Here is a 23,939-nt window from a genome sequence, read left to right on the forward strand (position 1 = left end):
ATGTCGTCTATTGTAAAGAAACAGTTATAATTACCTATTAGTCATGAAGTTAACCAATGATCTGTTAAAGAAAATGATTCGGATGGTCAAAATGACCAGATCCGATGAAATCGGCTGCGATGAGTGCTTTGAGGACCTGCACCAGTTCGCCGAAATGAAGCTGGCCGGTAAATCGCCGGAGGAGGCGATGCCCCTGGTAAAAGATCATCTTGACCGGTGCGGCAGCTGCAGGGAGGAGTACGAAGCCCTCCTTGATGCGATGGAAGGCCTTCAAAGTCCGGCATAAATTTTTAAAACGTAAGATACCCCGTTACCTGGTAGTCTAGTAGAAAAGGAACAAAACTGCCAGGTATGAAAAAGCAATTCGCATATACTCTTCTCGCTTTCGCCTTTCTAATTCCTGCTGACCTGCCTGGTCAAACCTGTAGTTGTGCCGGCGCGCCGCTTATCAGTTCCCAAAGCATCAGTTCTGCCTCAAAGGGAAATCTTCTTGCCGGAGTGACCTACCAGTACAATGACATCTCCAATCTGTATACCGGTAAAACACAGTTAACCAACCGTTCGGTGGAGAGAAATACGCAGTCCACATTGCTGGAACTCAATTATGGGATTACCGATCGACTCACTATCTCGGCCACAACCACATTTGTCCGCAAACAGCGGACCGGACTTCGGTCGCCCGGGGCCAATGATCAGCTAACTACGCAGGGCATCGGGGACGGGCTAGTGCTGTTCAAATATGTGCTGCATCAGAATACGATGCGCGAGCAGTACCAGCTGGCCGTGGGCGGGGGCGGGAAAATTCCGTTTGGCAGGAGCTCGCTGTCCCAGAACGGCATTGCCCTGAATATGGATATGCAGCCGGGAACCGGGGCCTGGGACGGGGTGCTGTGGTCCTATTTTTCCAAAACGTTTGCACCGTCCTCGACCATCAATTTTTTCCTGTTTAACACCTACCGTATCACCGGCTCCAGTGAGCGCTTCGGAAGTAACGACCGGTACAAGTTTGGCAATGAGTGGGTGGTTAATGCCGGTATCACAGATACATTCCTGCCGGGCCTATCCTATATCGGGATGATCAATTACCGGTCTACCAGCTCAGACCGGCGCAACGGCCAGGCGCTGCCCAACACCGGTGGAAAATGGATTAACCTGGAGCCGGCCGTTCGGTACCGTATTTCGCAGGAGCTATCCGTAAAAGTGGGGGGACAAATACCGGTGTATCAGTACCTCAATGGTACCCAGCCCACTACGGCGTATACCGCTTCGATCTCTCTTTTTTACAACTTCGGGAGGCGGGTCATCTTTTAAAGTCAATTTTAAACCATGGGAATAGAATGAAACATGTAAAGCGATTCATGGCTGCAAGCCTGATCCTGGTACTGGCAGGTTGCGGTTCCGTATTTGACAGCTCGGACAGCAGTCGGGGTGTGGAGGGCGACTGGCTCATCCCGAAGGATGAGATCGTGGATGGCGGTCCGGGACCCGATGGCATCCCTTCTATCGACGAACCCCGGTTTTCCCCCGCAAGCGGGGTCGGCTATGTCGGCAATAGTCGACTGGTCACCGGGATCAAAATCGGGGATACCGTCAAAGCGTATCCCCACCAGGTGATGGATCATCACGAAATTGTGAACGACGCGGCTGGAGATCTCCCGTATTGCCTTACCCTGTGTCCACTGACAGGTACCGCCATCGCGTGGGAGAGAACCATCAATGGAGAAACAGTTGAATTCGGGGTATCCGGCTGGTTGTTCAGGAATAATCTCATCCCTTATGATCGCAGGACGGGAAGCCGTTACTCTCAGATGCAGATGCGCGGGGTAAACGGTGAGGAGTCCGGGTCACCGCTAACTACGATACAGGTCGTTCAAACCACCTGGAGCACATGGAAAGAGATGTACCCCGACTCGCAAGTGCTTACCACCGATACCGGTTTCAGCCGGGATTACAGCGGCTTCGTGTACGGCCGCGATTACTACCGGGATGAAGATTCCGGGACCCTGTTTCCAGTACAAAATGCTGACAGTCGTCTACCCAACAAAGCCCGGGTACACGGTATCATAGCGGAACGCCCGGCCGACCAGGACGCGCAGGTGAAGGTGTACCAGGTCGGGATGTTCGGAGAAGGGGTTCACCTGGTAACTGACCAGGTTGAAGGCCTGGAGGTTATCATTGCCGGAAGCTCAAATCACAACTTTGCCGTATCCTTCCAAGCACGTCCGGAAGATGGCACCGAGCTTCAATTTGAGGCCGTACAGGATGCCTTGCCGGTGATCATGGAAGACCAGGAGGGCAACCGCTGGGACCTGTTCGGCTATGCCATGGAGGGCCCGAGGAAAGGGGAACGACTGAGGCCGACCAACTCCTACACCGGATACTGGTTTGCCTGGGCCGACTTTTTCCCGGAGGTGGAAATTTATCGGTTCAGAAATTGAGATGGCCTTGAAAACGAACCCGGTGACTGTTTCGGTTCGTTTTTGATGTCGTACAAAAAATGAACAGGGAAAGTTGATTGAGAAGCCTCCACGAGAAACAGGAGATCATTTTCAAACCAAGGTGTTTCTCTTGTCTTGATCCAAAAAAAAGATCCAGGCGGTGAAGCTCGTTGAGACGCGATCTGCTTCGTCTGTACTGGATTTTGTTTCGGCTTCCGCGATCCACTCAAGGCCGGGGAAAAAGCCTTTTTGTGATTTTTTTGAGGATGCCCTGATGAATTTGAGTTATAGGGGAATCGTGAGAAATCCCGGGTAAACTCTACCGGTGTTGCTGATACTGCATTCTCAGCCACCGGCTGTTCAGGTAGCCCAGCGTAAATCCATAAACCAAATGAAGAGCCAGCGTGATGGCGATGTAGGAGAAACTGTTGGAGAGAAACAGTGGATGGCCGGGACGTAAATGGCTTGCATAGCCCATCCCGAAGATGCCCCAGCCAATTAGCGGGCTGTATACCAGCATCATGAAAATCCACAAGATGACCGAGAGAATAACTGCTTTAGAAATAGAAACGTCCTCTTCAAACGTATAGACGAATACATAGGACCAGAGAATTCCGTAACAGAAATGCAGCACCAGGGCGTACCCTCTGCCCTCGATCCCCAAATTATGCAAAAAGGCGGACGAAGGAGGTACATTAAAGGGGGCCAGCCCGGTGATATTGATTCCAATGTAGATGAACAGGAACATGGCAAGGCTGGCCAGAAAACCGGCCAGCATGATGTTAAAATTTTTTTCCAGAGTTTTCTTCATAATGCATTAGTATTATCAACAGTGTTGGGCCAACTAAAAAAGATCAGAGCCCTGCCAGGTCTGGACCGGCATTTAGTTATCGACACAACACTAGTATAGTTACCTGTTTGACTTCGCAAGGCCCCTACAGATACCTGTTGCTGGAACCGGAAGCATCTGATTTCCTGAACTCCAGCTCAACGGTTGGGGTCTTGGATTGTTTAATACGCAACCGCCCGTTCAGCTGCCTGACCAATGTTTCCACGATGGCAAAACCTGCAGTTTCCGCTGTTTCAGGGTCAAATTTGGTGGTCTGTCCTTTTCCGTTATCCTGAAGCGATAAACGCACCTTTCCTTCTGATTCATCCAGGTGGAGCGTCAGCATACCTTGCGCGGTCTCCCTAAACCCGTATTCAATGGCATTTACCAGGAGTTCATTCAGGATGAGTCCGGCGGGAACAGCCTGGTTTATATTCAGGGTTACCTGTTCTAAATCATAAGTCAGTTCAACATTCCTGGCGTTGTCCGCATAGGTCTCGCGGATATAATCCGCCAACTCATAGATATAACGGTCTAGCCTGATTTGTGAAAAGGACCGGGATTGGTACAGGATTTCATGAATTATGGCCATGGAGTGGATGCGATCGCGGCTCTCCTTCAGGGCCTGCCCGGGATTTTTGTTTTGCATAGTCTCCAGTTCCAGGAGGCCTGAAATCACGGCCAGGTTATTTTTAACCCGGTGATGAATTTCTGAAAGCAGAATCTCTTTTTCATGCAGGGACTGCTCCCATCGGCCGACACTTTTGCTGGCCCGAACTGAAACAACGACCCCAATCAGCACCAGCAGGATCCCCAGTATGACGCTAATCCACAAACCGATCCGCTTGATGGCGAGGGAGGCAGTTTCAACCTTTCCCATCAACCTCTCGTGGTGAGTATTCCACCGGCTGTATAGCGGGGTTGCCTCCGACACGTATTGATCGACTATATTTTGGCCGGGAGCTCCGGTTTCCCGTTTTCGGTGCAGTGAGTTCAACAGTACAGATTGAGCCGTTTCAATTCGGTGCAGTTGCTGCCACTCCTGTCGTATTTCGCCGACTATTTGCAGATCGTTAAACCAGCTGAAAACAAAGATCAGGGTTGAAATTTCATTTGGATATATATGATCTGGGCGGAGCGACTCAAAAACAAGATCCGCATCCACCTCGTCCTGGAACAGCTCGTCAATGGGCTGCCGGAGCCGGTCCATCTCACGTTTCATCTGTAGGAAATTGTGGTATGTAGAGTCCGATTTTGTTCGTGCATACTGCTGGATGGTTATTTCGGACCTGTAGTGAAGCTGGCTCCATTTAGACAGCAAGGCTGTGTAGTCGCTGGTGGCTGCAATCATGTTGAGGGAGAAATTGGTAAGTACAACCAGAACGCTCGCAATAAGAATGAACAGGCTAACGATCAGGATTAATTTCCGACTCAGGTAAAATCGATTGTTCTGCGGCTCTATTTCTCCCATATACGAAAACTGAATTCTTGCATCATAATTTGAATGTTAGTGGATGAACAGCCGCCCGGGGATCTTACCTGTTGATCCGCGTTATTAGCAGACTTTAATAAAACCATATACATTGGGTTGGTGCGGGTAAAAGGGCGGCGGTACCTAAGTTTCAGTACCGTACGGTAAGAAAAGAGACCGTGTTGTTGTCCAAACAGGGAAATTCCAAATTACAGATCACTACCTCTAAATGGCATATATTGATATTATTGAACCGGATGAAGCCTCCGGCACCTTGAAAGAGATTTATGAAGACTTGAGGAAAAAGCGGGGAAAGCTGGCTCAAATTCACAAGATTCAGAGCCTGAACCCGGAGACCATTGTCGCACATATGGAGCTGTATATGTCCATCATGTTTAGCAAGTCGCCACTGAGCCGGGCCCGGCGAGAGATGATGGCCGTAGTCGTGTCAGCGGCTAACGAATGCGAATATTGCGAGCTGCATCACGGGGAGGCCCTAAACCATTATTGGAAAAACCGCAAGAAGGTGGAGCAGCTCCGGAAGGATTATACCAAGCTTGATCTTGATAATGTGGATGCCCGACTGTGCAGACTGGCACAAAAACTAACCAATACTCCAGACCAGATAGACGCGAAAGAAGACGTGGAGCCTCTTAAGCACACGGGCCTTTCAGACCGCGCGATTCTGGATGCTGTACTGGTTATCAGTTATTTCAATTTTGTTAACCGAATGGTAATGGGACTGGGAGTGGAGGCCGACGAACAGGAAGTGAAGGGTTATAAGTATTGATTTGGTAAGAACTACGATGATAATGAGATCTAACTCTTAGCTCTTTTCTCTGTTGCAAGAATAAAGTTGAAGGTTATGTTCGTATAAACCTGCAACCTGAAACTTGCAACCTATAACACGATATCTCTTGTTACGGTAAACATTGAGGAAGATTGTAATTTTAATACAACAAGGCATAGAATATGGCTCTATCAAAAAAACAGGAAGATCTTTGCAGCGACAGTCGATGGGATTTTTCAAACCTCAGCGCACTCTTTCTGAACTGTACACTGAAGCCCAGTCCAAAAGAATCGCATACCGAGACGCTCATCGGGGTGTCCCGGTCTATCCTGGAAAAGAATAATGTGACTACCGAAGTGCTGCGGCCTGTGGATTACGATATCGCGCCCGGGGTCTACCCGGATATGAGGGAACACGGATTTGAAACCGACGACTGGCCGGCTATTCAGCAGAAGGTGATGGATGCCAATATTTTAGTCATCGGATCTCCCATCTGGCTCGGAGAAAAATCTTCTGTTGCTGCCAAAGTCATTGAGCGGTTGTACGGGTATTCCGGAAACCTTAACGACAAGGGGCAATACGCTTATTACGGTCGGGTAGGGGGTTGCCTGATTACCGGAAATGAAGATGGCATCAAACATTGTTCAATGAGTATTCTTTATGGTCTGCAGCACCTGGGCTATGTCATTCCACCACAGGCTGATGCCGGGTGGATCGGCGAAGCAGGTCCGGGGCCGAGTTACGGCGACGAAGTGGAAAATGGTCGCGCAGGTTTCGACAACGAGTTTACCCAGCGCAATACCACCTTTATGACCTGGAACCTGATGCACATGGCCCTGATGCTCGACCAGGCCGGCGGCATACCCGCCCACGGCAACCAGCGATCAGAATGGGAGGCCGGCTGCCGTTTTGATCATCCCAATCCTGAACACCGTTGACTCGGTACAGCCACCGGTATGTCAACTACTGGAACAAGGTTGCTGCGTGCCGGGGTTTTTACCTTGTCTGAGCATCCGTACATTCAGATAATCCGTTTCGATCCTAACTAACCGAACCTATATGCCCGCATTTGAAGAACTTTCCACCAGCACGCTCGCTGAAAAATTGAACCAGACAACTACCACCCTTATCGACGTTCGCCCCCTTGCCGCCTACAACGGTTGGGCCCTGCAGGGGGAGCAGCGCGGTGGACACATCCAGGGCGCAAAAAGCGTTCCCCTGACCTGGACCCGGTATATGGACTGGGTGGAGGTGCTGGAAGAAAAGAGTATTGCCAAAGACCGACCCGTTATTGTGTATGGATACAAGCCGGATGAAAGTATTCAAATGGCTGAAAAATTACGGAAGCTGGGCTTTCAGCAGGTGTCCATCTACAACGGGTTTGTTTATGAATGGGCAGCCAGCCCGGAGCTGCCGATGGAGCGGCTCCCCCGGTTCAAACATTTGGTGTATCCCGAATGGGTGAAGCAGTTGATCGATGGTAAAAAACCACTTCACTCCAACGGCAAAAATTATGTCATTTGCCATTCCCACTACGACCATATCGAAGATTACCACAGGGGCCATATCCCGGGAGCCGTTGCGGTGGATACCAACAGCCTGGAATCGACCGAAACCTGGAACCGACGGAGCCCGGAAGAATTGAGGGAAACGCTTCAAAGCCTCGGAATACGCCACGACACCACCGTGGTCATCTACGGGCGATTTTCGTCGCCGGTGTACGATAAAGAAAAATTTCCCGGGAAGAGTGCCGGTCATTTGGGCGCCCTGCGCTGCGCGGCCATTATGCTGTATGCGGGGGTCAAGGATATACGGATTTTAAACGGGGGCGTCACCAGCTGGGAAGATGCGGGATATGATCTTTCCATGGAACCGAACGACCCCAATCCCGCCAGCGATTTTGGAATCGATATCCCCGCCCATCCCGAATACATGATCGACACGCCGGAGGCGAAGCAGCTGCTGGGCTCAGCCAATGGCGAGCTGGTAAGCATCCGCAGCTGGGAGGAGTTTATCGGCAACCGGAGCGGCTATCACTATATCGAGCAGAAGGGACGTATTCCCGGCGCGGTGTTCGGCAACTGCGGCAGCGACGCCTACCACATGGAAAATTACCGGAATTTCGATCATACCATGCGGGAATACCACGAAGTCGAAGCGGCCTGGCGGGAGGGGGGGATCACGCCGGACAAACATATCGCCTTTTATTGCGGTACCGGATGGCGGGGCAGCGAGGCTTTCATCAACGCCTGGCTGATGGAATGGCCCAACGTGTCGGTCTATGACGGTGGATGGTATGAGTGGTGCAACGATCCGGCTAATCCCATCGAAACCGGAATTCCGGAGGAGAGGGCAGTAGTTAATGGTAGGTAGCAGCGACTGCTGTTTTCTTGTTGCAGGTTGAAGGTTGACAGGTTGAAGGTTGCGGGTTAGTAACCTTCAACCTGTCAACCTTCAACATTTAACAAAGATAACAGCCACGCTAAAAAGCATCCTTCAGCCCCGCCACGCCCAGGGAATAGAGACCTTCCAGCGCTTCCTTCATATCATTTTCCGTGCCATCAGCCGCCTCGAATGTCGATGACCAGGTGAATTCTGACCGCTCTTCATCGATCTTTTTAACTTCTATGGTTCCGGTATAATTTTCAATGGGCATAGGAGATTCTACGATGGAATAGGTCATCACCCGATTATCTGCATCCAGGCTTTCCAGTTTTTCCCTGACTTCTCCACCATCCTGCAAGATCAGCGTCCGTACGGCTCCAACGCCGGACCCCTCGGTAGTACAACTGGCAACGGCTTCGACAAACTCATCTAATCCGTTAAAATTACCCGCTAGTTTCCACACCTCTTCAGCCGGTGCATTGATGGTACCGCTTACTTTCACTTTTTCCATGTGTTTACTGTCTATGTGATTAGAGTTTGCTTGATGTAACGGACGTCCCGTGTGAGAATAATCTTTCGTAAATTTTTAACATGAGGATTTCGAATGTATGGATATGCCGATATCGAACAAAAGAACAGGGTCGAAAAATTCCTGTAAGGAATATCTGCTCGGACAGCCAGGGCAAGATTGTTCGTAAGATTTTGTACTTTATTCCCTTCAAATTAATGTGTCGATCAACTGTAAATAGAATAGTCATTTTTTATCCCGGATTTTTTTAATGGAGACCAATCACTCCTGGAAATCGATTTTCGTTGGCTTATTAAGTGTTCTGACGATTGCACCTGTCACAGATGGTTGGAGCCAAAGTGTCCAAAAAAAATCTTCAGAGTCAGAAGAGGCTACTGCAAACCCAAACTCGGTTCCCTACTCCTCGGAGCGATCTGCAGGAGAGCACCTGCTTGCGCTTCCCTCGTACCTACTGCACTGGACCACGCGCCCGCTGGGCTGGGGCGTAAAATGGGCGGAACGTGAGCTGCCCCATCTGCTGCAGGGAGAGCGTGCTCCCTACGGCGTATATCCACTGTTCGAGCTGGGCGGCGATGTCGGAATTGCCTATGGATTACTTTTGTACCACAACCAATTTACCAGCTATAATCACCGCGCCCGCATAGAAGCCCTGTTCGGATCCCAGGAATACAACGATGTTGATTTCAAATATGCCATCCCCCAATTTTTTTCCAGCAGGAGTCAGTTAGAATTCGACGCCAGCTATTCCAACGATCCCGTCAAATCGCTGTATGGAGGTAATAATTCTGCGCTGGTAAATGAGCAGCTTTATGCCACTGAAGAACTGGAAGGAGGGATCGAGTTTCGCCACCTGGTTAGCCCGGCAACAACACTCACCATCTCAGGCCGGTACCGAAAGATGGATATTTCCAATAATGAAATCGTACGGGAAGATCCCCTCCCGCTGATTCCTGAACCGCTGAGGGGCGCAACTGCGCTGTTGGGGATCGGTAGCTCTCTGCAGTTTGATTTCGTTAATGAATCCCCCCGAAGCACACACGGAGCAAGATATATACTGGGATTAAACTGGAACCGCTCACTGACCGACGACCGGTTTCATTACCTGACCTACCAGCTGGAGTGGCACCAGTTTTTGCCGGTTCCCTTTCTGCCGGATACGCGACGCCTGGCATTAAAAACACGAGTGCAGAAAACCGCGCCGCTGGGAGACCGCGAAATCCCGTTTTTTGATTATCCCATCCTCGGCAGCTCCAACGACCTGCGGGGCTTTCCCACCGACCGTTTCCGGGATGACGGGTCGTTGCTGGCGACCCTGGAATACCGGTATCCCCTGTGGAATTTTGCGGACATCGTACTGTTTGTGGATGAAGGTCAGGTGTTCAATGGCTATTCTGACATTGGTCTGGAGGATTTTCATACCAGCTACGGCTTTGGCCTTCACCTGATATCCACCAAAGGGTTTGCCTTTCGGTCCGAATTTGCCTTCAGTAAAGAATCTTCCCGCGTAATTCTGTCCATAAATCCCAATTTTTAAGATTTGTTTGTGGCTCCGCTTTACTCAAATATTACATTTAAACCAGTACTCCTGGTCCTGTTTTTGGGACTAATGGGATGCAGCAATACCAGGCCTTACACGCTGGGACCGGTTAAAACATTTGATCCCGATACTGCTGAAATTCCCCAGCCGGAAGAAAACGAGTCTTACCAATACTGGGACCGCATCGACAACACCATTTTTCACCAGCTCGAAAAACCGCTGGACCTCAACAAGGTTATTCGAACGGCTGGGCGTGCCGTTGGGGCGGCCGGTGCCAGACAGGCCGACAATGTGAATCGCCTGGACGAGCCGCCCGAATCGAGCTGGTACAACTACCGGCACTACTATAATCCCATGACGCCTGAAGAACTGGCGCAGGGTCCCAATACTGTCAAGCCTGATACCTCGGGCTCCTGGACCATTTTTTCCGCCAAGCTGGAGGGCGCCAATCCCGGATTTTTTATCGAAGATGCCAGCGGTAACCGGTTCCTGATCAAGTTTGACGGTCCGCAGTACCCCGAACTAACCACTTCTGCCGAGGTCATCGGCACCAAAATATTCCACGGCGCCGGTTACAACGTGCCCGAAGCCACGATCACCTATTTTGATCCTGCCAAAGTAACCATTGGAGAGGGAGTTTACGTAATGGAAGCCGGCAAAGAACGCCCTATGACGATGACGGACTACCGGAGCATTATCTCTGGTAAGCCCCGAAACGAGCAGGGGAAAATCCGCGCCCTGGCCAGCAAATTTGTAGATGGCGTTCCGGTCGGCCAGTGGGCATTTGAGGGGACGCGACCCGATGATCCCAACGATCGGGTGGCCCACGAGCACCGCCGTGAGCTGCGGGGCATGCGCATCCTCAGCTCCTGGCTGAATGATACGGACCGCCGCGATGCCAATACCATGGCGGTCTATACCGACGAGGGTTACATCAAACATTACGTGCAGGATTTCGGCAACACCCTTGGAGCCAACGGAGCGGGTATCCACGAACCGATTTATGGACAGGCCTACCTGATTGACCCGCGATACATGGCGCTTAATGCCGCCACTCTTGGACTTAATGTAAATTTATGGGAGACGGTAGATCCACAAAATTATATTCCTCATCCCTCTGTGGGTTATTTTCGTGCTGATGTGTTCAAACCGGGCCGGTGGGTGTCGGCCCATCCGCTGCCCGCCTACGAAAACATGACGCTGCGCGACGCTTTCTGGGGCGCCAAGCAGGTGATGAGTTTCAGTGATGAGGATATCCGCGCAATCGCAGAGACCGGTCAGCTTACTAATCCCAAAGCCGAGCAATATGTCATTGATGTACTAATAGAACGCAGAGACAAGATCGGCCGCCACTGGTTCCGCCGCATCAATCCGGTTGACAAGTTCAGCGCGAAAGACACCGGGCAACAGATCGTACTCTCTTTCAAGGACTTGGGAATTGACAGCGGACTTTTTGAAGAAGGTTCAACGAATTACGACTATACTGTTTCTATTGTGGATGGATCAGTACTGCAACATCAGCAGGTTCAGCAACCCAGGATATCTATTGATCGATGTCTGATTCCCAAAAGGAAAGATAACGGCCAGGGGACGGTACTGAAGTATGATATTATAACCCGAAGGGCTAATTCCGAAGTATCCGAAAAAAGCACCCGGGTGTATGTAGCCCTCGAATCTTCGGGTCCCAGAGTGGTTGGCATTAAACGAGAAGAATAAATCGACAGCACTATGGCTGAATCCGGAATTATCCAGCACATCCGCAAAAACTTCTTTGACATCAGGAAAGAGGAGTGGCCCAATGTGCTGCTGATGTCCCTGTTCTTTTTCATGGTGATTGCCACGTTTTGGGTCTTAAAGCCGTTAAAGCGCGGGCTGTTGGTTAACTACTACCAAACCAATCCGCTGCAGTTTATGGGTACGAGCTTTGCCGGTGCCGAGGTGGAGCAACTGGCCAAAGTGGTGAATATGGTAGTGGTGTATGCCGTTGTAGTCATTTTTACCCTGCTGGCCCGGAAACTCAAGCGACAGCACCTGAATCTTGCCCTGAACCTCTTGTTCGGTGGACTGTTTATTCTCTTCGCCGGTTTCATGCACAACCCCGGGGCCTCCACCAGCTGGTCTTTTTACGTGCTGGGCGATATGTTCAACTCTGCGATGGTTACATTCTTTTGGGCCTATTCCAATGATATTTTTAACGCAAAGCAGGCCAGGCGAACGTATGGCATCGTTGGGTTGGGCGGCATAATCGGGGGCATTGTCGGGTCATCCGTGGTAGCTGGTTACGTAAGCGAGCTGGGGCGTCCCACGCTGCTGTATATATGCCTGATTCCCCTGGCCGTAATGATCGCGATCGGGTATATCGTCAACCGTCGAACACCGGGAGTGCGGGAACCAAACACGCAAGAGCCCTGCGCCGAGGGAAAGCGCTGTAACGCAATCTTTGAAGGGGCGAATATCGTATTTAAATCCAACTACCTGCTGGCTATAGTGGGGATCATTGGGCTCTACGAAATAGTATCCAATATCGTTGATTTTCAGCTGTCAGCGACCATCGCTTCCAGCATCAGCGGCGACCTGGAAAAAGATGCCTATTTCGGTCTTGTGGGCCAAATAACCAGTATTATCTCTCTTGTTGTGCAGCTGTTCCTGACCAGTTTTATCATGAAGCGATACGGGGTGGGCATCGCCCTGCTGTTTTTGCCCTTAGCCATTACCTTTGGGTCTGTTGGTTTCCTGGTGATACCCAGCCTTTTGTTTGTAACCATCATGTCCGCCAGCGATAACAGCCTGAATTATTCGATCAACCAGTCAGCCAAAGAAGCACTATACACCCCCACCGACCAGGATACCAAGTACAAGGCCAAGGCGTTCATCGACATGTTTGTTCAGCGATTTGCCAAGGTGCTGGCCGTGGTGCTTAACCTGGCGGTTGCCGCTTGGGTGGGACTCCAACATGTGCGGTGGCTGTCGGTAGCCTGCCTGGTTATCCTTGTGTTTTGGATCATGACCGTCCGGTACGTCGGCCGTGAATTTGATAAAAAGGCAGCTGTTGAGGAACTGCCTGTATAAATAATAGCAAGCTTGAAAAAACTAATTTCCACGTTTTACGATATCCGCAAGGATGAATGGCAGCGGGTACTCCTGATGTTTGGGCTTCATTTCATCCTTATGGTCGTGCTATATTTTTTGAAGCCCGCCCGCGACAGCCTGTTCCTCACCGAAAATGGTCCCAGTGAGCTCCCCTACGTGTATATTTTGCTGGCTGTCGTCTCCATTCCGGTCACGCAGCTCCTAACCTCGGTCATGAAACGCTACCCCGTGCGCAACGTCCTGATATGGACCCTGGGGGCGCTGGCGGCCAACTTGTTATTTATCCGGTGGCTGTTCCAGTTCAGGATGGAATGGATCTTTATGGGGTTCTACATATGGGTCGGCATATTCGGCATCCTGGTGATATCCCTGTTCTGGCTGCTGGCCAATACTATTTTCCAGCCATCCCAATCCAAACGGATCTTTTCCTTCCTGACGCTGGGAGCTATTTTTGGGGCCATCACCGGTAGTGAAACCTCCAGCCTTATCGTTGCCCTGCTCGATCTGTCCACGGAAAACCTGTTATATGTCTGTATCGCGTTGCTTTTGGCGGGAATTGTGCTGCTCTACTTCATCCCCGGGCAATCCGCGGAAGCCGGAAAGGAGCAGACAGGAGGCGAGCGGGAAAAGAGCAGTTCTGCCTTCAAGTCGGCCAGGAACGTGCTGACTTCCCGCTACCAGCTGACCGTGGCTGCTATTATCGGCCTGACCATGATCACAACTACCTTTACCGATTATCAATTCAAGGCCCTGGCGTTTGATGCCCATCCTGATACGGCCGGCCTGACCGCCTTTATGGGCACCTTTTATGCAGGTATCAGCCTGGCATCGCTGGGGATTCAGGTACTGCTCTCCTCCGAAATCATTAAAAAAACGGGGCTGTCCGGGGCTATTTTATCCCGTCCCGCCGGTATGATGATCGGAGCCATACTGATGGCCATAGAACCGGTGCTGGCGTCCGTTGTTATCCTGAATGGGTTTGACGGCGCTACCCGCTACTCCATTGATAGAACGGGGCGCGAACTGCTCTTTTTGCCCCTTTCCCAGCACACGAAAGAACAGACCAAAATCTTTATCGATATTTTTGTGGATCGGTTTTCCCGTGGGCTGGGCGGGCTTCTCCTGCTGGGCTTTATCGCGGTACTGGGATGGTCGGTACACCTGTTAACCTATGCTGTTATTACGTTGTTAATCGTCTGGATTTTACTGGGCATCAAGGCCCAAAGGGGCTATGTGGACAAGTTTCGCAACTCGGTCCAGAAACAGCTGATCGGCACCGGCAGCATCGCCCTGAATCTCAATGAATCCACCATCCTGACCATTATTAAGGAATCGCTTTCCAGCTCCAGCGACTCCCAGGTGCTGCACACCCTGATCCTGTTGGAAGACGGTGAAGTTGACAAGATTGCGGACGAGCTCCGGCAGCTGTTATATCATTCCAACAAAGAAATAAAACTGAGGGCGCTGAAGATGCTGCAGGATGTGGAGTCCCTGAATCTTACTGAGGAGATAAAGGAGTTACTGGATGATGAGGACCCGGAAATCCGGTTGGAAACGATCTACTATCTGTGCCGGCATTCAAGCGAGGATCCCACAAGTGTTATTAAATCATACCTGGACCACAGCAGCTACAAGTTAAAATCGGCTGCACTCGGATGTGCCAGCAAGCACCGGGGTTCGGCGACCGACCTGGTGGAACCGGATTTTTTCGATCAGCTGCTCCATAAAGAGGGAAAGGATGCAATCGTCATTAAAGCCCAGATTGCCGATGCACTCGGCTATATTAATGACGATCGCATATCCCGGAAATACCTTTCTCAACTCCTGGATGATGATCACCCCTCTGTGGTACGGAAGGCCATCGCCAGCATGGGACGCCAACAGAACGACCGCTTTATCCCGTTGCTGATAAAGAAATTGGAAAATCCCGAATACAAGATCGAAATCAGGAAGGCCCTTGCCTCCTTTGGCAGCGATCACCTGATCCTGTTCAAAGATCGCTTTTTTGATGAATCAGTCTCCAAAAATATTCGCAAGAGCATTCCCGGTATTTTTGCTTATCTCCCGGAGCAAATTTCGGCCGACCAGCTTTTTGAAATGATCCGTATTGATGATCCCGACCTGCGGTACCATGTCATCAAAAGTCTTAACAAGCTGCTCCGGGAACGCCCGTCTCTTGCCATGAAGACAATGAGAGTGCGTGCCATCATAAGAAGTGAGGCGCAGAATATTTTTGAGCTGCTTGCCATGAAGCAGCTTCAGCCCCCGAACAGGCCGAACAAAATTTTGTTAAAAGCGCTTGATGAAAAGATGGAACAGGGCACTGAGCGCATATTCCGACTGCTGGGACTCATTTATGACTCCCGTGATATGTATGGCACTTATCTGGCCTTGCAAAGTATCTCCCCGGATAAACGATCTGCTGCCATTGAGTTTTTGGATAACGTATTAACCGATGCAGATCATCAATACATTTTCCCTATTATTGACAGCCGGTCGGAGCCTGAAAAACTGGAGGCAGGGCGCAGGCTCTTTGACATCCCCCAAATGCGGTATGACCAGGGCCTGCTGCAATTGATTAACGGGGAGGACCTGTGGCTCCAGATCTGCGCGATATACAGTGTCTCTCCCCAATGTCCCGCCACTCTTCAGGCGAAAGTGCGAGAAGTGGCGCACTCACCCCACAAGCTGATCAGGGAAACAGCGGAGCTGGTTATCAAACGAAATGCAAACGACACTTAATCAGAAGATCATGGATACAACAATTGAACGCGTCATTTTCCTGCAGGGCATTGAGCTTTTTGCCGATATCCCGTCTGAGCAACTGGCGCACCTGGCCGGAATTACCCAAAGTCTTGCGGCGGACAGAGAACACGTGTTGTTTGAAGAGGGCGACCGGTCTCAATCGCTGTTTCTGCTAATAAATGGCAAGGTGCAGCTGAAACGCAACGGTTTGCTCAGAAAAGAGTTAACCAATTCGGAAGCTATCGGTGTCTGGGGATTTTTTGACGGCGGCGAACGGCTTACGAGCGCTGTCTGTAAAGAAGAAAGTCATTTTTTAACGATCAACCGAATGGACTTTTATGACCTGATGGAGGAACGCGTGAACCTGAGCCAGGGGGTACTAAAATATTTTGTAAAAAGGATACGCAAACTCACTGAACTGTCAGATGCAATTGTATGATTTTATTACCCTTTTCTCATTCGGCAGGCAGGGGACGTAAATTTGCAGTCTCTACCTGGGCCTTTCTAATCATCTTCCCCTGTTCGCTTTTTGCTCGGGACCTTTGCAAAACTGCTATTTTGTTGGGAGGTAGTTGTACTACCGACCTTTTAACGGGAGTGCAACTCCCTCCGAACGGTGATTCGAATGTTTTGCAAGGGCCTCTAAAAAAGGACACCCCATTGCGTTGGTTATGAATGGGAGTTATTGGTCAGGGCCCAAGTTGGGTGCCACCAGTGCTTGCGGCGGACGTGATGAGGAGTTAAAAAAAGAGGAAGACATCTTCCAGCCTTCCTCTTTCTGTCTTGTGGATGTTATGGAGTGGTGCTAACGTCAACTTTTTGTTTCAGGGCATTGCCTTTGAAGGCATAAAGCAGCGATACGGCGATAATCAATACCTGGAACTCCATTCCGCGTCCACCGTTGTCTCCCATGTTGATCGAGTTCCAGCCGTATTGCGCATGGACCATTACGATCGCTCCAATCATTACCACTGTAAATAACAATCCGGAGATTCGTGTAGCCCAATCGGGACCAAATCCACCCCACAGCATAAGCAAAGCGCCTCCCACTTCGACGATGCCGAGCATCAGTACCATGATAAACGGCATACCCATCATCGCGGCTACGTCGCCGGTCATCGCTACTTTTGGGAACCCGTGATAAATAAAGGTGGCCGCCAGTGAAAGCCTGGGAAGCCAGTGCGCTATACCCGAAAGTTTATTCAGTTGATCCATCGTAATATCCCCGTTGATTTTTTAATGGTTACAAAGTTGTTATCAATGGATGCGTTCAAACACGAAGTTCTTACCCGAATCTCCATTCATGAGACGGTCGCCGCACCTCATTCATTCCCAGCGGTAAAAAAATTCTCTTTTTTTGCCAAGAGAATAAAGTTAGCCCCATCTAATTATTTATACCGAAATTAGAACTTAAATAAAGGGACACTATGATGGATCGAATAGCAGGTGGGATGAAAATCAGTATTGCAGCTGTCTTCAGCGCGCTGGTTCTGGTTGCATGTGGAACCAATGATAGCGATATGGAAGAGGTGACGGATCTCCAGGCTTCGGGAACGGCGGTGTGGAATCACCTTGAGCAGGAAAACTACCAGGATTCATGGCGACTATTTCCGGGCACGGAAGAGCTGTATGAGGGTACCGAGCCCCACGGCATGCTCCTGGCCATATACCTGAATGATGTTGCCTATGACGCCGCCATGAATGGAGAGAACCCGATGTCCAATGGCGCCATCATTGTCAAAGAAAATTATATGCCTGACAGTACGCTTGCAGCCATAACCACCATGTACCAGGCATAATAGTTGTGTTTTTTTGGGATCAGAAATAAAAAAGCCTCACCAGTTTTGTGTGATGAGATCTGTATATTGAAAGTGAAATGATTCAAATCTTCATACACATATCCTCTTCACGTGCTGTGATACAACAACAGCAACAGGTAGAGAATATGTCGTCGAAAAATCCCATATTTATTATCATAATGCTACCAATGGCTTGAATGTTCATCCCCACCTCATACTAAACATCAGATGAGGGGAATAACCAGACCAATTTATTGCGAGTTCTTTTCAGTTATACCGAATGATACTGATTGTAGAAATCAATACAGATTATTATTGATGTATCCAGGGATAAGTTCTACCTGAATTTTTTAGCAGTGGACTTTGCGTATTGGTCCAGGTCTTTGATCTGTTGCGTTACATCCTGGATTTGCAGTGCGTCCCACAAGAGTATATAATGTGTTTTAATACCGAGTTGAATATGCAGGACTAAAAATCATGCTTGAAGACCTCAGAAAGTGGCTGGAGTATTTCTACGTGTCGGGTTCGTTGCCGAATATGCTCATAAGTACGGCCATACTCATTCTTGCAACAATAATATTGCGATGGCTTTTTTCGAGATATATCCGTCGGAGTGTTTCCTCTACCGAGCTGCGGCGCCGATGGCTGGTTCAGTCGCGCAATGGATTGCTTCTGCTGCTCTTGCTGGGACTCCTCTTTATATGGGGAGAAGAGCTTCGTACCCTCGCGCTTTCTATTGTTGCGATTGCCGTTGCTTTTGTAGTGGCCACGAAGGAACTTATTCTATGTGTTACCGGCTCCATACTCAAGACCGGTGCCGGCTCTTTTAACCTTGGTGACCGTATCCAGGTCAAAGATTTCAGGGGTGATGTGATCGATCAAAATCTGCTTGCCACTACCATTCTGGAGGTCGGTCCGGGTAAGATTACCCACCAGCGAACCGGCCGAATGACGGTGATCCCCAACGCGCTATTCGTATCAGAGCCGGTTATCAATGAGAGCTATACCCACGACTATATTCTGCATGTCTTTACCATCCCCTTTAAACGCGAAGATGACTGGCGGGGGGCACAGGAGACGTTCCTTGAATCGGCAAACCGGCATTGCGAGCCTTATCTTGAGGAGGTGCGAAGGCACATGAAACAGCTTAGCGAGGAGGGAGGGCTTGACGTGCCGACAGTAGAACCGCGGGTAACCATACAGATCCCCACAGCCGGGGAGGTTCACCTGATTATCCGGATACCTGTAAAATCGGGACAGCGCAGTTTTATTGAGCAATCTATATTATCGGAAGTGTTGAGTAACAATGATTTTGCTGCAAAGAAAGAGGATAAAGAGACCGATGATCAGGCTGAGCAATAGGTTGTATTCATCTTATCCCGGATTATTCACAAATATAGGTAATATTACTGGCTAGCCAGTAATATTATTTTAGTAACATTAATTTGGGTTTTCCTCAAAAGTCCATCCAACTTTCCGTTATACGGGCAGATAATGACATAGCTTTACTCTGGGGATGCCCTGCTTAAATACAGGTATACATTATAAGAGGCATTTGTATCACTCATCGGGCGACTGTTTATGTAATCCGATGAGCGAGCTGAGACTCCATAAATCTATTGTATCGCTCATAAGGTGCGGGTTTTCATAGTCCCTTAAAAACCAACTCTTTTAGTTGGGATATCCTGTTTCTCACTGATCTCAATATCGATAAAATTCGTAAGAAGGAATGATTTCGAACCATCCTAAAAACCAAACTCCCACATTAATTTATCATGCCACTTTCAGTACACAAAGCTGAATAAGAAACAGGATGCCTCGGTCATGCCGCTGACACGCTATTACCAGATAAAGAAAAGCACAATTTCGGAAGTTAAGGCCAGGATCTTGTCCGATACGGCGAATCCCCTGATTATCCCACCATTGGTGCTTGCAGTAGTCGGTTATATTGAGCCTATCTCATTCAATTCGGAATTTTAGCCATCATCTCATTTAACGTTTTCACGGTCCTGACGTTGATTTTTGCCTTCTTGATATCATGCCGAAGGGCAGGTTATTCCTGGATTTTCCGCAACGAAAAACCAGACTACCACTCTATGGAGTTCCTTCTTTTAAAGTCCGTTTCCGAGCACTATGTTGTTGATTATGTTGTTTGACTATCTCTTTGTTCACGTGGTACCGGGATGTTCTTGATCACTGGTTTCAATGGCTTTGCAAAACCGGGGTTTGGACGTTCTATCCAGTTCACTGAGTTCTGCCGGCAATGTCGTAAGACCCGCCGCTCACGTACCGTCAAAAGGAGTGATAAAACAGAGATGCTGAATACTTTTTTCGTTGTGTCTATAAATAAAAACATGGGCTTTGCAAAATCCTCTATTCCTCTGTTATGAGGGAGTTGTACTCCCGTTTAAAAAAAGTCAATAGGGTCGGTGATACAACCATTGACCAACAAAATAGCAGGTTCTGCAAAGGTCCCGAAAAGCAATAATTTATGGCATCGACCGATATAAATGTCGCAGTTCTTTTTTTTACCCGTTCCGCCGAAGCGGAGGGAGGCTGCAAGCGGTTTGCCGGTGACAACTGTGATCGCCGGCATGTTCATATTGCGAGCTCCTTAATTGAGCATACCCGCAGGCAAATCAGAAGAACCGGTCTGCCCGTTGTTGAAATTGATGAAAAAATGCAGAAAGGCGGGTCGTTCGGCGAACGTTTTGCCCATGCCTTTGAACAAGTATTTAACGCAGGGTATGAGCATGTCATCGCGGTCGGCAACGATACGCCACAACTGAAAGCGGCCCATATCAGTGAAGCGGCCCGACGCCTTGCTGCCGGAACGGATGACATTGTACTGGGTCCCGCCGAAGATGGAGGAACCTGGCTGATGGGCTACAGCCGGGAAGCGTTTGAGGCCGACTCCTTTCAGGAGCTACCCTGGAGGACCCCCAGGTTATTTGATACCATCCTGGAACAGTCATCTGACCAGCTCTCAATAGCCCGGCTTGAGTCGTATGCGGATATTGACAACCATGCCTCCCTGGTCTCGTTTATCGGGAACGCCCAGTTTTTGCAGCCTCTTTTCCATCTGATCCACCTGATCCGGGGTATTTTAGCCGGATATTCAGATCAATTTAAACAGGAGTGTCTTCAAACGCCCACCTCACCGGCTTCTTCGTCGCTACTGCTTCGCGCCCCTCCTTTTATCGCCTGATTATATCGTCCCGATACCGGAATCCTGTGAAAAATTGCTGGCACAGGTTTCCCCATATCCATTCATTTTTAATCAGACATGATCTTTCTATAATGAAGCGTATATCCCTGCTGCTGATCCTGCTTTGTATACTTTTTGCGACAAAAACACGTGCCCAGGCGGACCTGGAAGTAACGGTTATCCAGAAAGAAAATGGAAATCCAATACCCGACCTGGAATTGACACTGGTAAATGCCTCGATCGGTGTTACCCAAAGCGCTGTAACCGGTGGACAGGGAAAAGCCCGTTTTACGAGCCTCCCCACCTCCGGTACATACCGGGTGAATATCCCGGAAAGTGAGAGGTTCCACGGTCTGGTAACCGATCCTCTTCAGCTCCGGTCCAACACCATGCGCAGCGTGACGATGGTACTTTCGTCCAAAAAGACCGTTGAATTAGATGAAATAACGGTGCAGGCCCCGATCACCCAAATCAATACGATTGATGCGGAGGTGGCCGCCGAACTGGATACTGAAGAGCTCGAAACGCTGCCGGTGGAGGCCCGGGATATTAACACGGCGTTATACCGGCTGCCCAACGTCGTGCCCGCCACCGGTTTTTTTCCCGAGGCGCCGAGCGTCAGTATCAACGGGGCCAACTCGCTCTACACCAATTACCTGATCGACGGCATGGACAACAACGAGCAGTTCCTGGGCGGACCCAAATTCCCGATTCCGACGGGATTTGTACAAAATGTGACTGTGCTAACCAACAACTATTCCACCGAGTACGGCTTATCGGGGAACGGCGTGTTTAATATCACCACGAAGTCGGGCAGCAACCAGTTTGGGGGCGAAGCCTTTTACGTGGTCAGGCCCGGGCAGCCGCTGGACGGGGAAACCGGTTTTGCCCAGCGCGACCTTACCGGGAACCAGGTGAAGGAGGGATTCCGCCGCCACCAGTTTGGCTTTGGCCTGGGCGGTCCCGTTGTGGAGGATCAAACATTCTTTTACCTGAATGCGGAACAGATCTTCGATCTCAAGGACAATTTGCTGAACGTGCCCCAGTTGGGCATTAATCAAACAGTGCCCGGGCAAAATCGCTTTACCTTACTTTCCGGCAAGCTGGACCACCGCTGGGCCGATAATTTTCGGTCATCGCTTCGGGTAAATACCGGCCTGATCAACATTGAACGTCAGGGCGGCGGCATCGATGGCGGAGTAACCTTCCCGTCGGCCTCCAACAGCCAGGACCGCAATTCGTTTCATGCCACCCTCAAAAACAGTTACCGAATGGGAGAATTACACGGCGAAACCAACCTGCAATATTCCCGTTTCCGGTGGAACTACAGCAATGCCGAAAACCCCAACCGTCCCTCCGCCACAGTGCTGGGCCCTTCTGAACAGACGATTGCTATTGTCGGTAATCCCGGCTTTCAGTTTGATGCAATCGAAAATACGTTCCAGTTCCAGCAAAAATTTACCTGGTACGCTGGTGACCATACTTTTAAAGCCGGTGCCAGTATCCTGAGTTCCGACCACTCCCTGCTCGGGGGCGGCAATGCATTCGGGAACTACACGGTAAAACTAAACCAGCAGCAGCTGAATGCTGTGGCCGCGAGCAACCCGGGTCGTTCTCTGGATCTGGTAGATATTCCGGATGGTGCCGAAGTGTTGAACTATTCCGTGGAACTGCGTCCAACCCGTTTCGGTACCCGCCAGAATATCTACAGTTTTTATATTGAGGATCTGTATTCGGTCAGTTCCCGGCTCAACCTGACCTTCGGCCTCCGGTACGATTACGATAATCTTTCAAAAGGGGGAAGTGATTCCGGGGACTATAATAATCTTGCTCCCCGATTTAACTTCAATTACAAGCTGACAGATCGTAGCAGCTTCCGGGGAGGCTACGGTCTTTTTTATGACAAAATTGTCTATTCTGTGTACAGCGATGCCCTGCAGCAGAGTTCGACAGCTCCCGATTTCAAGCGACAACTGCAGCAGTTGGAAGATCTGGGCAAAATACCCGGGGATACCGACCTGGATCAGGTGACATTCAACGGCAACGTTTCTGCCGGGCTTAACAATGTCGATTATCTCGAGGGACCGACCTCTTCTGAGATATCCGCTGATCGAAACAGTATTTTCAGCAATTCCCTGCGGCTCCTGAATCCAAACGGTTACGACAATCCCTATACCCACCAGTTTTCGCTGGGATACCAGCTTCAGGTTGACCGGGACAAACTGTTTTATGTGGATCTGATGCACACGCGCTCCTTCAACCTGTTCCGGCTGCGAGACATCAATGCCCCCGCTCCCTACCCGATCGATCCGCAAAACGTCACCATTCGTTCACAGGCCGAGGCGGATGCCACCCGCCCGGTGCCGATCTATTCTGATGAAAACGGGACCTACGGAGTTGTTGAGGAAGATACTCTTCGCGGAATTGGCCGAAACGTGATCATGACAGAAACCAAAGGGGAATCACGGTACTGGGCGGCCAGTTTCAACTTGCGAAAAGAACGGAGTGATGACGACTACTCCTATCGCCTCAGCTACACGCTTTCGAGGCTTCGAAACAACACAGAGGATATCAATTTCAGGGCGATGGACGCCAACAATTTCGAAAATGAGTGGGGACCGTCCATCAACGATCGCACCCATGTAATCAGCGGCTTTTTCACGTGGTATCCATTTGACGGATTTGCGATAAACATGGCCGGATTGCTGCAGAGCGGTCAGCCGATCAACAGGATACCCGATGCCGAAAAATATGGCACTACCGATCTCAACGGGGACGGCCGCTCATTTGGCGCTGCTTATGTAGGCAACAGCGACCGGAGTCCGGGCGAACCGCGGAACAGCGACCGACTGCCCTGGGCTACTACATTTGATATTGGCATTCAATACCGTCTGCCCGTAACCAGCGGACAAAACCTGGAGTTCAGGGCCGATATTTTCAATATCTTCAATGCACAGAATCTGAGCGGGTACGCAAATAATGCCACCCAGAGCAACCAAATTCAGGTGGGACCTGCATCCTCGGGACGGCTGGTGCAAAAAAATGCGAGTCCGCCACGCCAGTTCCAGTTTTCATTGCGATACCTGTTTTAAATCTCCAAACCTCCAAGGTTTTTGAA

At 49.9% G+C, this 23,939-nt stretch carries 19 protein-coding genes; 15 read left to right on the plus strand and 4 right to left on the minus strand.

The window, feature by feature from the left end; translation table 11 throughout:
* The first annotated feature begins 43 nt into the window (after positions 1–43).
* The 3 genes from ACG2E4_RS12730 to ACG2E4_RS12740 all read left to right on the plus strand — a co-directional run bounded on the left by ACG2E4_RS12730 (position 44) and on the right by ACG2E4_RS12740 (position 2,438).
* Positions 44–286, plus strand: a complete 243-nt coding sequence (locus ACG2E4_RS12730; protein WP_395276795.1) for a hypothetical protein — start codon at positions 44–46, stop codon at positions 284–286.
* 65 nt (positions 287–351) lie between these two features.
* A complete protein-coding gene (locus tag ACG2E4_RS12735; RefSeq protein WP_395276796.1) occupies positions 352–1,311 on the plus strand; it encodes a hypothetical protein in 960 nt (319 codons plus the stop codon).
* A 26-nt stretch (positions 1,312–1,337) separates the two neighbouring features.
* Positions 1,338–2,438: a DUF3179 domain-containing protein gene (locus ACG2E4_RS12740; RefSeq protein WP_395276797.1), complete on the plus strand. Its 1,101-nt coding sequence runs from the start codon at positions 1,338–1,340 to the stop codon at positions 2,436–2,438.
* A gap of 319 nt (positions 2,439–2,757) precedes the next feature.
* Here ACG2E4_RS12740 and ACG2E4_RS12745 read toward each other — a convergent pair whose 3' ends face one another.
* A complete protein-coding gene (locus ACG2E4_RS12745) occupies positions 2,758–3,249 on the minus strand; it encodes a hypothetical protein (RefSeq protein ID WP_395276798.1) in 492 nt (163 codons plus the stop codon).
* Between the two features lie 124 nt (positions 3,250–3,373).
* Positions 3,374–4,738, minus strand: a complete 1,365-nt coding sequence (locus ACG2E4_RS12750; protein ID WP_395276799.1) for a sensor histidine kinase — start codon at positions 4,736–4,738, stop codon at positions 3,374–3,376.
* 229 nt (positions 4,739–4,967) lie between these two features.
* Here ACG2E4_RS12750 and ACG2E4_RS12755 point away from each other — a divergent pair, with 229 nt between their 5' ends.
* From ACG2E4_RS12755 to ACG2E4_RS12765, 3 genes are all read left to right on the plus strand, one after another.
* Positions 4,968–5,528: a peroxidase-related enzyme gene (locus ACG2E4_RS12755; protein WP_395261917.1), complete on the plus strand. Its 561-nt coding sequence runs from the start codon at positions 4,968–4,970 to the stop codon at positions 5,526–5,528.
* A 182-nt stretch (positions 5,529–5,710) separates the two neighbouring features.
* On the plus strand, positions 5,711–6,466 hold the full coding sequence (locus tag ACG2E4_RS12760; RefSeq protein ID WP_395261918.1) for a flavodoxin family protein: 756 nt from the start codon (positions 5,711–5,713) through the stop codon (positions 6,464–6,466).
* A gap of 121 nt (positions 6,467–6,587) precedes the next feature.
* On the plus strand, positions 6,588–7,901 hold the full coding sequence (locus ACG2E4_RS12765) for a rhodanese-like domain-containing protein (RefSeq protein WP_395261919.1): 1,314 nt from the start codon (positions 6,588–6,590) through the stop codon (positions 7,899–7,901).
* Positions 7,902–8,010: 109 nt separating this feature from the next.
* Here ACG2E4_RS12765 and ACG2E4_RS12770 read toward each other — a convergent pair whose 3' ends face one another.
* A complete protein-coding gene (locus ACG2E4_RS12770) occupies positions 8,011–8,424 on the minus strand; it encodes an SRPBCC family protein (protein WP_395261920.1) in 414 nt (137 codons plus the stop codon).
* 268 nt (positions 8,425–8,692) lie between these two features.
* Here ACG2E4_RS12770 and ACG2E4_RS12775 point away from each other — a divergent pair, with 268 nt between their 5' ends.
* Genes ACG2E4_RS12775 through ACG2E4_RS12795 form a run of 5 tightly spaced genes read left to right on the plus strand, consistent with a single transcriptional unit; the run spans position 8,693 to position 16,253 of the window.
* A complete protein-coding gene (locus tag ACG2E4_RS12775; RefSeq protein ID WP_395261921.1) occupies positions 8,693–9,976 on the plus strand; it encodes a BamA/TamA family outer membrane protein in 1,284 nt (427 codons plus the stop codon).
* A 9-nt stretch (positions 9,977–9,985) separates the two neighbouring features.
* Positions 9,986–11,695 carry a hypothetical protein gene (locus ACG2E4_RS12780; RefSeq protein ID WP_395261922.1) on the plus strand — a complete coding sequence of 570 codons (1,710 nt, stop codon included), beginning with the start codon at positions 9,986–9,988 and terminating at the stop codon, positions 11,693–11,695.
* A 12-nt stretch (positions 11,696–11,707) separates the two neighbouring features.
* Positions 11,708–13,048: an NTP/NDP exchange transporter gene (locus ACG2E4_RS12785; protein WP_395261923.1), complete on the plus strand. Its 1,341-nt coding sequence runs from the start codon at positions 11,708–11,710 to the stop codon at positions 13,046–13,048.
* Positions 13,049–13,060: 12 nt separating this feature from the next.
* Entirely contained in the window at positions 13,061–15,811 is a 2,751-nt protein-coding gene (locus ACG2E4_RS12790; protein ID WP_395261924.1) for an Npt1/Npt2 family nucleotide transporter, read from the plus strand.
* Between the two features lie 10 nt (positions 15,812–15,821).
* Complete coding sequence (locus ACG2E4_RS12795; protein ID WP_395261925.1) at positions 15,822–16,253, plus strand: Crp/Fnr family transcriptional regulator; 432 nt, start codon at positions 15,822–15,824, stop codon at positions 16,251–16,253.
* 353 nt (positions 16,254–16,606) lie between these two features.
* Here ACG2E4_RS12795 and ACG2E4_RS12800 read toward each other — a convergent pair whose 3' ends face one another.
* The gene (locus ACG2E4_RS12800; protein WP_395261926.1) at positions 16,607–17,029 is read right to left on the minus strand and encodes a DoxX family protein; all 423 of its coding nucleotides are present in this window, start codon (positions 17,027–17,029) and stop codon (positions 16,607–16,609) included.
* A gap of 212 nt (positions 17,030–17,241) precedes the next feature.
* On the opposite strand from ACG2E4_RS12800, the gene ACG2E4_RS12805 reads away from it, so the two are divergent.
* The 4 genes from ACG2E4_RS12805 to ACG2E4_RS12820 all read left to right on the plus strand — a co-directional run bounded on the left by ACG2E4_RS12805 (position 17,242) and on the right by ACG2E4_RS12820 (position 23,913).
* On the plus strand, positions 17,242–17,613 hold the full coding sequence (locus ACG2E4_RS12805; RefSeq protein ID WP_395261927.1) for a hypothetical protein: 372 nt from the start codon (positions 17,242–17,244) through the stop codon (positions 17,611–17,613).
* Positions 17,614–18,090: 477 nt separating this feature from the next.
* On the plus strand, positions 18,091–18,975 hold the full coding sequence (locus ACG2E4_RS12810; protein ID WP_395261928.1) for a mechanosensitive ion channel domain-containing protein: 885 nt from the start codon (positions 18,091–18,093) through the stop codon (positions 18,973–18,975).
* Positions 18,976–20,104: 1,129 nt separating this feature from the next.
* The gene (locus ACG2E4_RS12815) at positions 20,105–20,821 is read left to right on the plus strand and encodes a DUF2064 domain-containing protein (protein ID WP_395261929.1); all 717 of its coding nucleotides are present in this window, start codon (positions 20,105–20,107) and stop codon (positions 20,819–20,821) included.
* Positions 20,822–20,913: 92 nt separating this feature from the next.
* Positions 20,914–23,913 carry a TonB-dependent receptor domain-containing protein gene (locus ACG2E4_RS12820; protein WP_395261930.1) on the plus strand — a complete coding sequence of 1,000 codons (3,000 nt, stop codon included), beginning with the start codon at positions 20,914–20,916 and terminating at the stop codon, positions 23,911–23,913.
* Positions 23,914–23,939: the final 26 nt, after the last annotated feature.

This window comes from Halalkalibaculum sp. DA384 (assembly GCF_043951955.1).
GTDB lineage: Bacteria > Bacteroidota > Rhodothermia > Balneolales > Balneolaceae > JAMQKA01.